The organism is Salinicoccus halodurans (assembly GCF_900114445.1).
GTDB lineage: Bacteria > Bacillota > Bacilli > Staphylococcales > Salinicoccaceae > Salinicoccus > Salinicoccus halodurans.
The window spans coordinates 99,384-113,751 of record NZ_FOTB01000003.1 but is presented as its reverse complement, the minus strand read 5'-3'; the positions used below and the strand labels follow the sequence as shown (position 1 = coordinate 113,751).

Annotated in this window: 14 protein-coding genes and 1 riboswitch; of the genes, 6 read left to right on the top strand and 8 right to left on the bottom strand. The window is 40.6% G+C overall.

The window, feature by feature from the left end; translation table 11 throughout:
- Positions 1–28: 28 nt before the first annotated feature.
- Complete coding sequence (locus BM271_RS07125; RefSeq protein WP_046789009.1) at positions 29–652, top strand: NAD(P)H-binding protein; 624 nt, start codon at positions 29–31, stop codon at positions 650–652.
- A 37-nt stretch (positions 653–689) separates the two neighbouring features.
- Positions 690–2,312, top strand: a complete 1,623-nt coding sequence (locus BM271_RS07120) for an FMN-binding glutamate synthase family protein (RefSeq protein WP_046789008.1) — start codon at positions 690–692, stop codon at positions 2,310–2,312.
- Positions 2,313–2,468: 156 nt separating this feature from the next.
- On the opposite strand, the gene BM271_RS07115 is transcribed toward BM271_RS07120, so the two are convergent.
- The 3 genes from BM271_RS07115 to BM271_RS07105 form a co-directional block, all read right to left on the bottom strand.
- Positions 2,469–3,671: a CynX/NimT family MFS transporter gene (locus tag BM271_RS07115; RefSeq protein ID WP_046789007.1), complete on the bottom strand. Its 1,203-nt coding sequence runs from the start codon at positions 3,669–3,671 to the stop codon at positions 2,469–2,471.
- Positions 3,672–3,675: 4 nt separating this feature from the next.
- A complete protein-coding gene (locus tag BM271_RS07110; RefSeq protein WP_046789006.1) occupies positions 3,676–4,365 on the bottom strand; it encodes a FadR/GntR family transcriptional regulator in 690 nt (229 codons plus the stop codon).
- Positions 4,366–4,689: 324 nt separating this feature from the next.
- Positions 4,690–5,169: a ThiF family adenylyltransferase gene (locus tag BM271_RS07105; RefSeq protein WP_052749791.1), complete on the bottom strand. Its 480-nt coding sequence runs from the start codon at positions 5,167–5,169 to the stop codon at positions 4,690–4,692.
- A 163-nt stretch (positions 5,170–5,332) separates the two neighbouring features.
- Positions 5,333–5,435: riboswitch (TPP riboswitch) on the top strand.
- A 103-nt stretch (positions 5,436–5,538) separates the two neighbouring features.
- On the opposite strand from BM271_RS07105, the gene BM271_RS07100 reads away from it, so the two are divergent.
- From BM271_RS07100 to BM271_RS07090, 3 genes are all read left to right on the top strand, one after another.
- Positions 5,539–6,288 carry a 3-oxoacyl-ACP reductase gene (locus BM271_RS07100; protein WP_046789005.1) on the top strand — a complete coding sequence of 250 codons (750 nt, stop codon included), beginning with the start codon at positions 5,539–5,541 and terminating at the stop codon, positions 6,286–6,288.
- Between the two features lie 12 nt (positions 6,289–6,300).
- Positions 6,301–7,608: an NtaA/DmoA family FMN-dependent monooxygenase gene (locus tag BM271_RS07095; RefSeq protein ID WP_046789004.1), complete on the top strand. Its 1,308-nt coding sequence runs from the start codon at positions 6,301–6,303 to the stop codon at positions 7,606–7,608.
- 139 nt (positions 7,609–7,747) lie between these two features.
- Positions 7,748–8,200: a hypothetical protein gene (locus BM271_RS07090; RefSeq protein WP_046789003.1), complete on the top strand. Its 453-nt coding sequence runs from the start codon at positions 7,748–7,750 to the stop codon at positions 8,198–8,200.
- Positions 8,201–8,280: 80 nt separating this feature from the next.
- On the opposite strand, the gene rlmH is transcribed toward BM271_RS07090, so the two are convergent.
- Positions 8,281–8,760, bottom strand: coding sequence for a 23S rRNA (pseudouridine(1915)-N(3))-methyltransferase RlmH (gene rlmH / locus BM271_RS07085; RefSeq protein ID WP_046789002.1), 480 nt, complete (start codon positions 8,758–8,760; stop codon positions 8,281–8,283).
- Positions 8,761–8,858: 98 nt separating this feature from the next.
- Here rlmH and BM271_RS07080 point away from each other — a divergent pair, with 98 nt between their 5' ends.
- Positions 8,859–9,494, top strand: a complete 636-nt coding sequence (locus BM271_RS07080) for a hypothetical protein (RefSeq protein ID WP_046789001.1) — start codon at positions 8,859–8,861, stop codon at positions 9,492–9,494.
- 154 nt (positions 9,495–9,648) lie between these two features.
- Here BM271_RS07080 and BM271_RS07075 read toward each other — a convergent pair whose 3' ends face one another.
- Genes BM271_RS07075 through walK form a run of 4 tightly spaced genes read right to left on the bottom strand, consistent with a single transcriptional unit; the run spans position 9,649 to position 14,366 of the window.
- Positions 9,649–10,437 (bottom strand): MBL fold metallo-hydrolase, encoded by a 789-nt coding sequence (locus tag BM271_RS07075; RefSeq protein WP_143544914.1) that lies wholly within the window; start codon positions 10,435–10,437, stop codon positions 9,649–9,651.
- Between the two features lie 5 nt (positions 10,438–10,442).
- A complete protein-coding gene (gene yycI, locus BM271_RS07070) occupies positions 10,443–11,219 on the bottom strand; it encodes a two-component system regulatory protein YycI (RefSeq protein ID WP_046789000.1) in 777 nt (258 codons plus the stop codon).
- Positions 11,219–12,532, bottom strand: coding sequence for a YycH family regulatory protein (locus BM271_RS07065; RefSeq protein WP_046788999.1), 1,314 nt, complete (start codon positions 12,530–12,532; stop codon positions 11,219–11,221). The genes yycI and BM271_RS07065 overlap by 1 nt, the downstream gene beginning before the upstream one ends.
- Positions 12,525–14,366: a cell wall metabolism sensor histidine kinase WalK gene (walK, locus tag BM271_RS07060; RefSeq protein ID WP_046788998.1), complete on the bottom strand. Its 1,842-nt coding sequence runs from the start codon at positions 14,364–14,366 to the stop codon at positions 12,525–12,527. Before walK ends, BM271_RS07065 begins: the two co-directional genes overlap by 8 nt.
- Positions 14,367–14,368: the final 2 nt, after the last annotated feature.

Genomic DNA, 14,368 nt, shown 5'->3' with positions numbered 1-14,368 from the left:
AAACGTATTATCAGGAGGGAGGGGTTCGATGAAGGTATTTGTTTTTGGTGGTAATGAAGGAGCAGGTGAGCATGTTTTAAAAAAGCTTGCTGCAAAAGGGCATGAAGCCGTGACTATTGCGGAAACTGAGAACAGGGCAGAAGAGCTGGAGATGCTTGGAGCAGCTGATGTGATCATTTCTAAAGATGGACATTTCACCAACGCAATCGATGGCTCCGAAGCAATTATTTACATGGCGGGTTCCAGCCTTGGTGCAGGCGAAGATCAGGAGACACTCGTTGATTACGGAACAGTAAGAAAATCACTTGAAGAAGCGCAACGGCACAAAATCGAGCGTCTCGTTTATTTAAGTCCCGTTCGCACAGACGAGTCTCCAGAGTCTAAAGAAACGGGTGAAAAAGATGAGCCGGAAGAATGGATAAAAAAGAGTCAATTAGCCTATACAGTCATCCGGACAACAAAGAGGGTCAGCAAGCCGGGAAAAGAAATGATAACAGCAAAAGAGACGATTGCTGACAGTAATGGCGAGATTCCTTATGAAGATGTGGCTGCTGTTCTTGTAGAAGCGCTCGACAATCAGAATACATTCAGGAAAGCATTTGAAATTACTGCAGGGGATACCTCGATAGAAGAAGCCCTGGATTCTTTGTAATATATCAATAAGGGTTAGAAATTGAAGGGTGGTACTTATGGGAAAAATCACAAAATATTTACCGTCAGCTATTATGGGCACTTCAATAGCAGCGCCACTTGCCTACATGGCATATATGTATCAGAAGGATGATCGCCAGAAACAGCATGCTATTTTGCGGAACTTTCCGTTGCTCGGACGTGTCAGGTACATGACGGAACACGTGGGCCCAGAACTGAGACAATACTTATTCGCAGATGACAATGAAGGACAGCCATTTTCAAGACTGCAATACCAGGACGTGGTTAAAGCGGGGAAATACAATGAACGATTGCTCGGCTTTGGTTCTAACCGCGATTTTGAGGAAGATGGCTATTATATACGGAATACTTTATTCCCGAAGCTTTCGACTGAAATGAAACTCGATAATACAGAAAAAACAAATACGTATACGTATGTTGTTGACAATGAAGGGCTCTTTTCCCGGAAAGAGCACCACGAGGAAGCGCAGATTGATCCGTATTTTCTGCGGGATGAAGATGCGGTAGTTCTTGGAGAAGGGAATTGCCGGCAACCGTTTCATATTAAAGGACAGGTGGGAATGTCTGCGATGAGTTATGGTGCTCTTGGGGAACGGGCGATTACAGCGCTGTCAAAAGGGCTGGCTGCTGCTGGCGGAACTTGGATGAATACGGGAGAAGGTGGAATATCCGACTATCATCTGGCCGGTAATGCTGACTTGATGATGCAAATTGGACCGGGGTTATTCGGTGTCCGGACGACTGCCGGTGAATTTTCGTGGGAAGCATTCAAAGAAAAATCCGAAATCGAACAAGTGAAAGCTTTTGAAGTCAAGCTTGCCCAGGGTGCGAAGACTCGGGGCGGTCATCTTGAAGGACAGAAAGTCACTGAAGAAATCGCTAGAATCCGATTAATTGAACCAGGCAAGACAGTCAACAGCCCGAATCGTTTTGTCGATTACGAGTCTTTTTCGGATTTATTCGATTTTATCGAACAACTCCGTGAAGTTGGCGGAAAACCAGTGGGAATGAAAATTGTGGTTGGCGATATTGAAAAACTTGAAGAGATGGTACAAATTATGAGAGATTCCAATAAAGGACCGGACTTTATCACAATCGATGGAAGCGAAGGCGGAACAGGCGCGACTTATCAGGAACTTGCGGATTCTGTCGGCTTGCCAATTATGACGGCTTTGCCGATTGTTGATGAATTGCTCCGTGAGTTCGATATCAGAGATCGCGTCAAATTGATTGCCTCCGGGAAACTGGTCACTCCGGATAAGGCGGCCATTGCACTTGGTATGGGGGCAGACCTTATTAATATCGCACGCGGCTTTATGATCAGTGTGGGCTGCATCATGGCTGAAGTTTGCCATACGAATACATGCCCGGTCGGGGTGGCAACGACAGATCCAGAGCTGCAGACAGGTTTAATCGTGGATGAAAAGCGTCACCGCGTTACTAACTATGTAACATCACTTCGTGCCGGGCTGTTCAATGTGGCTGCCGCTGCCGGGGTGGATTCGCCGACGAAACTGGAACGGAGGCACTTGATTTATAAAGACTACCGGGGCCGAATTTCATCAGTGGGCAGTATGCTGCAGCGAATCGAACAAGCAGAAGATAAAGAACAGGACGTGGAATCTCTTCCGGATAAATAGTATGCTCCAACAACCTTTTCTCAATAAGGTTGTTGGAGTTTTTCAGCTTATATACAGAATCCAGACAAGGACAAGTAAAAATAAACCGCTTTTAATTGAAGTAAATCACTTCTATTAAAAGCGGTTTATTACTACTTTCACATCCTATTGTTCTTTTCAATCTGTAACCTGCCTTTCTTTTCCTGATGACATCCCAACAATTAGAAAAATAACAGATATGAGAATGAGCAGGGAGAGGGGAATCGTCCATCCGGCTGTCAAATCCTGCAGTGCCCCGACTAATACAGGACCTACTGCTGCCAAAAGATAACCGAAGGACTGAGCCATTCCCGATAACTCTGCTGCTTCTTTTCCATTTCTTGTTCTGAGCGTAAAAAACATCATCGACAGACTAAAAGCACTGCCTCCGGCAATTCCAAGGAGTATTACGTATAAGGGAGCCAACGTGAGGTTACCCTGCAATAACCCTGAAAGTCCGATGATGAATAAAAAACCAGTTGCCACACTTAAAACGACTTGACTTTTCATTTTTTCTGCTATCACAGGAATAATAAAAGTGAAAGGAATAATTGAAAATTGCATTAAGAATAGCATCCATCCCGCTGTGTTGGAATTAAGACCATTCGCATACAAAATATCAGGGAGCCATGTTATCAAAGTATAGAAAATCAATGATTGACTGCCCATAAATATTGTTATCTTCCATGCGAGCGGGGAACGCCATAAACTGCTTTTCTTCTCTGTTTCCACACTTGCTTGCTGATTACGCTGACTGGTAAGCTGCGGCAGCCAAATCAGTAAAGAAATGACTGCCAGTATACCCCAGACGCCAAGTGCACCCTGCCACCCAAAATTTCCGATGGAGGCAAGAGGAACACTGATACCTGAACCGAGGGCCCCGAATAAATTCATGAATATAGCGTACATACCGGTCATAAGACCTATCTTAAGCGGGAAATTCATTTTTATGATACCTGGAATTAGTACATTCCCGATTGCAATGGCAAGTCCTATGAAAAATGTGCCGGTAAATAAAAATACAATTTCTCCAAAAGAACGGATTACAATACCTATAATAAGCAAAACCAGTGATAAGGTGATAGTCCATTCCATACCGATGCGATTGGCTATTTTGGGAGCAAAAGGAGAAAGCAGTGCAAAAGCCAGCAAAGGTAATGTCGTAATTGATCCGGCGAGAGCATTGCTTATGGCAAGATCATCTCGTATAAAAGGAATAAGCGCCCCCACAGAAGTAAATGGTCCTCTTAAATTTGTACTGACTAAAATAACACCTATAATTAGCAGCCAACTTTTTTTTGTATTGATATCAAAGGAACCTGCTGTTCTTTCATTTCCCATGTTGTTAGTCCTCCATCATTTCAACGACATCTTTTCTTAATACTTCCATATAACTGTCAACATATGCTGCAGCTGCATTCTTATCATGGCTCTGAATTGCTGCAAACAACTCAAGATGCAGCTCTTCTTCGTACTTGAAAGGCACATCCATCGCCATCAAATCCTCGACAAAAGTATATATTATCTCTACCATCGGTTCATATAAATCAATTAGAAGTTGGTTTTTTGAAGACTGTACAACAGTCTGATGAAAACGGATATCTGAAGCAATAAATTTTTCGCGATTATGATTTTTAACTGCCTTTCGACAATTCTTAATACATTCTTCAAGCGTAAGTAAATCCGTCTCACTTCTATGCTCAGCAGCCAACTGAGCGGCTTGATTTTCTAAAGCTAAGCGTACATCAAGCGTTTCAAGCAAAGCAGTTTTTTTTATATAGCGTCTCAGTGCTGCACCAAGGGAATTGGCAGAGCGCACTATAGTTCCACTACCTTGTCTGGTTTCAAGTAAACCAGCATGCACTAAGGCGCGGATTGCTTCCCGAAGTGTATTTCGACTAACATCAAATTTATCAACCAGTTCCATTTCAGGAGGAATTTTTTCTCCGACTGTCCAGTATCCAGCTTCAATTAATTTTTCTATTTGCGAAGCAACCTGTTCTACTAACTGTGTTCGATTTGTCTTACGAATCATATGATCTCCTTTAAAAGTTGTAGGATGATTGGTACATTGGATACATTAACAGGTGTAAATATATTGTCAATCCCAGCTTCATCAACTTTATACTAAATAAGATATATTCAAAATCGTTCTTTGCAATAGCGTTTTTAACCCACTTGAATCAGCGGGTATTATCAATGAAAGTAAACATATTTAAATGCTGAAAACTTATAATCTGAAAAATAAAAGCCTTTCCGTTTTTAAAAAAGGAAAAGCTTTACATCTATTTTGACAATATTAAATATGTCCGTCACTGGCTTATAATAATATCTATTTGAAATAGTTCACACTATATTTTTATACAGGATATTCACTCAGTTTCTCAATCATTTCATGATATAAAGCATTTGCTTCTTCTTTTCGAGAGATGCCATGAACATTCATTCTGCCGTCTTTAAATAAGGTCAGCTTATATTTTTTATAAGTCAATAACTTAACAAATGCACTTGCCCTGATAGTTTTACCGGGCAGCTCCTGATTGAAATCCGATTCGTCGAACCTGAGTGTATATACACTTCCGCAATTAGATTGTACAGTGGCCAGCATATTTTTATTCAACTGTTCATATATTCGATTCTTACAGACCACACAGTCTTCATTCTTTAATTCATCTATATTTATCGTTTGAAAGCCGATTTTAAAAGTATCTACAGTAATGAGCTGCTTGGAAAAGCCTTTTCCTGATAAATAACGAATGACTTCAGAAACTTCCATACTCGCAATGAGGGAAATCACAGGAGGAAGTACACCGTTGATTGCACAGCTTTCCCCTAACATTCACTCAATCATATAAAAACTAGATAGCAGTACAGTTACAGAATTGAATTTGAATTGTGTTTGTTCCAATTCACATATGTTTTTTAAAAATAATAACAAACATATAATTTGTGCTTTACTTGACGTATCTTTGTAAAGTACTACAATGATGTTAAATAGAATAGATTCGCACTAGGGGCGTTTTTATAAACTGAGATGAGGGTAACCTCAGACCCTTTGAACCTGATCTAGTTAAAACTGGCGTAGGAAAGTGTTACATCGATACAGTTGTATATCTACGTCTTTGTGGGTATATAATCCACTCTCGATACGTAACTTTCCTATGAAGGTTGCGTATTTTTTATTCTAAAAATTATAGGAGTGATTTATTTGACAAGGACAGTTTTAGTAACGGGGAGCGGAAGAGGACTTGGCAGCTATATCGTAAAAGCACTAAGTGAAAAAGGCTTTAATGTCATAATTAACTACAACAACAGTAAAGAAGAATCAGAGAAGTTAAAAAAAGAAATTGGATCACAAGCAATTGCGATTCAAGCGGACATTACAGACCGTGAAGCAGTTGAGCAGTTAGTTAAAAAAGGGACTGAACATTTTGGCCAGATTGATGTCGTTGTAAACAATGCACTTGTTAACTTTAAATTTGATCCAACCACTCAAAAAGCATTTAAAGATTTAACTTATAAAGATTATGAGCAACAGTTAGACGGGACACTAAAAGCTGCATTCAACGTATCACAAAGTGTAATACCACAGTTTTTAGAACGTAAAGACGGTGCAATCATTAGTATTGGAACGAATCTGTATCAAAATCCTGTAGTACCATATCACGAATACACAACTGCAAAAGCTGCTTTAATTGGGTTCACCAGAAACGTTGCAGCAGAACTTGGACAGCATGGTATCCGAGCAAATGTTGTTTCTGGCGGTTTACTGAAAACAACAGACGCAAGTGCAGTCACAACACCAGAAGTATTTGATTTAATCGCACAGTCCACACCATTGAGAAAAGTAACAACACCACAAGACGTTGCTAATATGGTTGTTTACCTTTGTTCTGAGGCAGCAGATGGAATTACAGGACAAAACATCACGGTAGACGGCGGACTTACTATGAACTAGGCGGTATATATTATGAATAATTCTAAACAGTTAAATATAGGAATTTTAATGTATGGTGTAGGTCATCATCAGGCAGCATGGTTAGAAGATGATTCGAGTATCAATGAATTCACGACAATTGAATATTATGAAGATCTGGCGAAAATTGCAGAACGCGGAAAATTTGATGCCGTATTTTTCGCAGATTCACAAGCCTTCCCCGCAGATAGTGCAACAAAATTACCAGCGAGTTATTTTGACCCAGTTGTTGCATTAACTGCTATGAGTAAAGTCACAGATAACGTTGGACTTGTTTCAACTATTTCAGGTACGTTTAATAACCCATTTACCTCAGCAAGACAGTTACTCACACTGCAACACATAACAAAAGGACGCATGGGATGGAATCTAGTGACATCAATGACCGACCGTGAAGCACAAAACCACAGTATACCTGAATTACCTGAGAGAGCAGTTCGTTATAAGAAAGCAGATGAATTTGCTGAAGTCATGAATAAATTATTTGAATCGTGGTCAATTGAAAGCTACAATCCAGATAAAGAAAATAACACAATTACTAAAAATAAAAATATTCAACCATTCAATCACAATGGTGAAAACTTCCAAGTTAAAGGTCCACTAACTTTACCTTTAAGAAAAGAGGGTAAACCAGTTGCTATGCAAGCCGGGGCTTCAAAAGAAGGTGTTGCACTTGCTGCGAAATATGCTGATGCCGTCTATTCAGTTTCTTGGAACTTAAGACAAGCAAATGTTTATCGTGAAAAATTAAATCAAGCCATAAAAGAAAGCCGTCGTCCGGACAACTATATCAAAGTATTTCCGGGACTAGTGACTTACGTGGGTAAAACAAAAGAAGAAGCGCAAGAAAAGAAAGCAAAATTAGACAACCTACTTTCAATTGATACTGCACTTAATCAGCTCGAATTCTTTATTCAACAAGATACAAAATCATGGAAACTCGACGAAAAAGTACCAAAATTGCCACCAGTCGAAGAATTCAAAGGACCTGTTGGACGTTATCAAACTGTTTTAGAAATTATAGAAGACAGAAATCCCACAGTCAGAGAATTACTCGGTTATCTCAACGCTGGAGGTGGACATTTAACACTCGTTGGCACACCTGAAGAAATTGTCGATGAATTAGAAAGATGGATGAATGAAGGTGTCGCAGATGGATTTAACTTGATGCCTCCAACGCTCCCAGGAAGTCTTGAAGACTTTGTCGACTTAGTCATTCCGGAAATGCAAAAACGCGGCATTTTTAGAAGAGATTATAACGGTGAAACGTTTAGAGAAATGCTGGAACTCGATAAATATTAAGCTGCATGATTCCTAGGTACACCTCAATTTTACGTTGTGTTTTTATATTGTGGCTGGGACATAAATATCTCCAGAAAAAATAATAACTTTTGAGAACTTATGTCCCCCAGCCCTAAAAGCGAAGGTTATAAGGGCTGAATTGCTTATTGATACCCCGGTAAAAGAGGATGAAGTCAAAACTCACAAAAAAACATCAACAGCTGAGACTCAGGTTTTCGTTTATATAAATCATTTTGCGGCAGACAGAGAAAATTTAATTATTCATTTCAATGTCAAAAAAGAGATCAGAGTTCAGAAAGTGAATGATTATATAATAGTATATTTGTTAATAGGTATAGCTTTCGTCCTTTTAGAAGTTTATTTTGTTAAAAACAAACGGATGAATAAATGGATATTACCAAGCATTATTTTGATAGCTTCTATAGCTCTATCGATACCATTTAGTGTCACTTTTGACGCTAGTTTAATCCTATTTCAAGTTGTAGTACTTATGGGATTATATATAGAGGATTTGATAAATCATAATCAAAATAGAGAAAGTGATAAGATGAAATTAAAGATTTATAATTCGAGAAATTTCATTGTACCTTGATACTAAACTCACCGTCCTAACGATTTAGGGCGGTGAGTTTATAACAAGTTTTCTTATCATAATCAAATCTAGTTCCTGGATCACTTATGATAACTTTCATTCTTAACTATCTTATTCACTCTGAAAATCTGCTCTAACAACATGACTTTCATCATCTGGTGGGGATAGGTCAGGGAACCGAAGCTGATTTCCTGGTTGGATCTTTTTTTTACGCTGTCCCCGATACCGTTGCTGCCGCCGATAATGAATATGACATCACTTTTCCCTGTATTCATCCATTTTTGATATTCGTCTGCCAGTTTTTCACTGGTATATGCTTTGCCTTTAATCTCCAAGGTGACCACGTGCTGTGTGTCTTTGATTTTAGCAAGTATCTTCTGCGCTTCTTTTTCTTTTATTATTTCTATATCTTTTTCACTGGCATTATTGGGCTCTTTTTCATCTGGTATTTCCAGCAGTTCAAGCTTCGCATACCCGCTGATACGCTTTTTATATTCTTCCACTGCCTGCTTCCAATATTTTTCTTTCAATTTTCCTACTGTGATTAAAGTGATTTTCATTCTATTCACCCTTTTGTCTTATTTATAATACCTTGACTGTTTATGGTAATTGTTAAATAATTAAGATAATGCCTAATATTATGTAAAGGAGTGTTCCTATGCCGAGTCTTGCATATAGTATACTTAAATTTCACGGAGCAGACGACCTTAACAAGATGATAGATTTTGCTGTGAATGAAGATAAGGAGATGGATTTCAATGTAATTGAACCGATTCCTGAAGGTTTGGATATTCATCCTGCACCTTATCAGGATGCTGCTATTGCTTCTTATTATAATACTTTGGACGATGATGAAAAGAAGAAGCTGGTTGATGACCTGACTGGTAATGACTTTGTTGATATTGATGAAATTTTAAGTGGAGCCATTGCACAGGAGCAGGAACAGATTCTTGCTGCTGAAGAACGGATTGATCTTGGTGAGAAATACTATGGAAATCTTACTGAGTTTGGAGTTCCGGATGCCTATGAATGGACGAAAATCAATTGGGGTATGAAGGGTTACGCCATGGACACCGTCATTGACGAGGATAAATCAGAAATCCAATTTACAACTGCCGGCAAAGGCGTTCGTGCATTGATGTATAAATTATATGAAAAATCCGGAATTCCTTTCGTATACCGATACACCGACAATAAATTTAATGAGTACGGGGAGATTGTATTCAGCGAAAACGGGATTACTGAAAATGAAGTGGACGCAGCATGGGTAGATGAAATCTTTGATGCTGAGTAAAAATAAATGAGAGATACATCCTGTGTACAGAAGATGTATCCCTCATTTTATTTACATATATTTTGACTTTTCCACCGATTGTCCACATTTCTCACAAAGTTATCCACTATGTTATAACGTTATCCACATATATTCAGCTGTAAGCTGTGGATAACTATACTGTGTATATCTTTGTCGGTGATTCTTTATCTGTATCACACAGCATTATTCCGTCTTTTGTATCGATGTCGTATTGGTTCAAAACCTGTTCTACACTCATCTTAGCCAGTTCTTTGATATTATTGTCCAGACTCAGATGACTGAGATAGATGCGTTTTGTACGGTCCGTTATAACGTCCCTCATTGCATGTGCTGCGTCTTCATTGGAAACGTGCCCGACATCGGATAGTATTCTCTGCTTCGTTACCCACGGGTATCTGCCCATTCTCAGCATATCTACATCATGGTTACTTTCGAATACGAAGCAGTCGCTGTCTTTGATGATGCCCTTCATCTGATCCGAGACGTAGCCTGTATCAGTAATGACGGATATCTTCTTATTATCCCTGGCAAATGTATAGAACTGGGGATCTACTGCATCATGGGACACGCTGAAAGAATGCACATCCATGCCCACGATTTCTTTTTCTTCAAGCGGATTGAAGTGGAATTTCTGCTCGGGATTGATTTCGATTCCTTTTTTATCAATCTGTTTCCATGTGTTTTCATTCGCAAAAATAGGAATATCGTATCTTTTGGCGATGACTTTCAATCCTTTGATATGGTCAGAATGTTCATGTGTGATAAGTATTGCATTTATATTACTCAATGACGTATTGAGTGAATTAAGCGATTCCTCTATTCTTTTACATGAAAGTCCGACATCTATGAGCAGGCTGCCTTTTTCTGTTTCGATGTATGTGCTGTTCCCTGTGGAACCGCTGGCCAACACGCTCATCTTCATTGCTTTCACTCACTTTCAATTATATCTTCTGTTTCACTGATTGCATCTATATAGATCGTTTTTTCGACACCCTGATCTAAAATCCTGAATTCCCATTTAGGCCTGAGCATGACTTGTTCGCCATCATTCAGAATCACATAATAACCGAGCCGTGCATTTTCTATCACTGCTTCTTCTGAGATTCTGTCACGCTGATACAAATCTATGACACCTTGTTTGGGATCTCTGACTGCGACCGGGGTGGAGTATGAATTTTCTCTGAGGTTTTTAAGATGAGCCTGTTCATATGCTTCTGCTTCTTCGCCTTCCCCGCGGAAGACAAGCCTCGCAGATTCGTGATTGAAAATGGGCAGGTCTTCAAACTGCTGATTGAATATCATCCGGTTTCCATTACTCATCACTTCATCATACTCGTATTCTTTACCTCTGTAAACACTCTCCGCCTTATATTGCTCCAATGATTCACGGTCCATGGCCGGTGCCTGATCACCCTCACCGAACTCTACTGTGATGCTGTGATTGGCATTTGTCATTTCTATATCATCTTCATCGATTCCCTCGACGTTTTCAAAATCTTCGGCCTCACCGGTGAGCACATTGAGTTTCATCGGCTCATGTTCCGGGATGGCTGAGACATCTATATCTGTTTCTTCCAGTACATTCGGCGTACTTTCAATTTTTTTCACACTGTCCTGCTGTTTATTATAAAGCATGAAAACGAGTGATAGATTGATGATAAGGAATACGAGTATATAAAGAGATTTTGTTAATTTCCAGTCCATTAATAAAGACCCCCTTCATCAAAACGCATCCATTCGCCGTCATACTTCACATACCACTCCGGTGTGAATTCCAGAAGATTCAACTCTGTCTGACTTTCGGCAAACCCCATGTCATAACCAATGGTTATTTTGGATACTTTCTGAAGATCCAGCTCCTCATTAAGAGCAATCTGATATCTGATATTTTCCAACGGAGTCAGTTCTTTTGTCTGATCTCCCGGCACATGGGCATCGATATGGAGTTGAGGCCTTTCGTATTCAAATACTGCATTGTTGCCGTATTTGATAGAAATGGTATTTTGCACTTCATCACTGAAAACGGCATAGCCATTCATAGTGAAACGGTATAATGATTCATTCGTTTCCTCTTCGTAGTCAAAGAGGATGTGTTCATCAGCCAGTGCTGTATGTGAATTAAGGAAGTCGAAGCTCCTCTGTATCGTCTGATGGGGATTTCTACCGGATGACAGTGTTTCATCAAGATTCGTATATGAATAGCTGTACGTACTGCTGCTGTAGGTCGCAATGTTACTATCTCCCTCATATACGTATACATCCTCATTGCGCGTAGTTGATATTTCATCGTCCATGAAAAGAATATCATTCACCACATCCACGCTATGCTGTGTGGAAAGGAAATTTTCAACATCTACTTCACCCGGATCGCTCGGCCCGTATATTGCTGTCTTATTATTCGAAGTCCGCTGGTTCGTGATTATCCCGGTATAATCCTCAAATGACTCTTCATACTTTTCAACAATGGAAAGCAGGTATGAGCTGTCTATATCCGTATTTGCTACAGCCACCTTGTCCAGTGCCTCATTCAGCATGAAGAACGTCACATTATCTGAAGCGATATCTACGATAATGCGATCAAAATTGTAGTCGGGCAGGGTACCGTCATATTTAAATCCTAAAACCTGAAACAATGATTTGGCCGGCATTTCGGAAGGATAATCCACGATAAGGAACTCCTCCGATCCATCCTCTTTTACCGCAGGTTCCAATCTGTTCATATTGCTGTAGACATTTATATCCTGTATTTCAGTGCCTTCCAGGAACTCTCTGACGCCCACAACAGCATCTTCCTCGATTGTGCCCTGGATGTCACTCCCATCTGCCCAGATGAGCTGGTAGGCACGCATGACATTTTCAAATGTCACTGGCTCGCCCTGTCCAATGTTGGAGGAAGATTCTATCGAAGTATCGATCTGTGAGAATTCAGGCTGATAGCTCCAGACCATGTAGGTGAGACCTGCACTGGTGATCACCAGTATGAAGAGGATTAATGATTTGAATCTTTCCCTAAACATCCCAGACATCCCCCTCAAGCGTTTCACAAGGCAGGTTGATAAAGATTGTCGTCCCTTTATTCTCTACACTGTTCGCCCAGATTTTACCGTCATGCGCCTCAATAATCTCCTTGGAAATGGCAAGTCCGAGGCCGGTGCCGCCCATTTTGCGCGCACGGCCCTTGTCCACACGGTAGAAACGTTCAAATATACGATCCACCTTACTTACAGGGATACCGAGTCCGTTATCTTTGATCTGGACCGTCATACGGTTATACAACCTGTTTTGTTTGACGTGGAATTCAACCTTCTTATTTTCGCTGCTGGAATATTTGATAGCATTGGAAATGACATTATCCAGCACCTGTCCGACCTTATCCATCGCTATTTCAGTAAATATCGCTGTATCAGGGATATTCCGTACAAATTCGACCTCATCTTTATGGGTCATTTCGAAACGGTCGATGATGCGGTTCAGGAACATATTGAAATCCACGATTTCCTTCGTCAGTTCCTCTGCTTCATTGTCCATCCTGGAAAGCTGCAGCAGATCCTCGACCAGCCGGATCATCCGGTCAGTCTCTTCGCGTGTCACCCCCAGGAACTTCGGAGCAAGCTCCTCATCCTCCCATGCACCTTCCTGCAGTGCTTCGAGGTAGCTGCGCATAGATGTGAGCGGCGTACGGAGCTCATGGGAAACATTCGCAACAAATTCCTTGCGTTCGTTATCGATGCGTTCCTGATCTGTGACGTCGTGCAGCACGGCAATGTATCCGTTGATGAAGCCCGTATCTTTTACAATCGTTGAGAAGTTGACGCGGATTGTCGTCTCTTCATCGTCTTTTTCAAGGAACAGGAGCTGGCTCTCATTCATCTCCTGTATATCTTCCAGCATCATCTCCTGGTCGAGTTCAAGCAGTTCAAGCATATTTTCTCCGTATATATCTTCATTCCGCTTATTGATCATGTCAAGCGCCATATCGTTCACTATGCGTATACGGCCTCTCCTGTCGGTCGCAATGATGCCGTCCGACATGTGCGTGATAACGGAATCGAGGCGTTTCTTCTCACTTTCTGTATTCGCCTGTGCTTCCTGGACACGTTTTGACAGTATATTGAATGAACCCGCAAGTTCACCAATTTCATCATTACTGTATATTTTAACGCGTGATGTATAGTCACCTTCAGACATCAGAAGTGCCTGGTTCCTCATATCAGTGATCGGTCTTGTAATCGTCCGCGCGATGAAGATTCCCAGTATGCTCGTAATGATGAGCGAGATCAGAGTGGCGATGATAAAAGTATTATTGATCGCTTCAAGCTGCTGATATACTGTTTCTATATTTGAGGAAACATAAATAGCACCGAGAATCTGGCTGTCCTGAATGACAGGCTGATTCAAAAGCCACACACGCTGATGGTTCTGCTCGACGTTAACGTATATCTCGTCATTGCGTGTTCCGGTTGAAATGGCTTCTTCGGTGAGCGGGGCGTTTATTCTGGAACCTATATTGGATTCGTTGGATATCTTACTAGTCGCCACAAGCAGATTGTCTGAATTGACAAAGCGTACTTCTTCAATCTCTGGACGATTTCCATAATCAGAGAGTAGTTTCTGAATTTCTTCCCGCATTGCGTCACGGTCATCCCCGTACTCCGTATACAGTTCATTGATGCGTGTATCAATCAGGCTGACCTGTGTTTCAATATTATCCTGGAAGTTACTTGTCAGCTCTTTCTCGAGTGTATTCGTAAAATAAAGACCGATGATCTGCATTCCGATAACGATGAGAAGAACATATATGATAACAAGTTTTATATGGAGAGATTGAAGGTTTCTGAAAAACTGCTTCATTT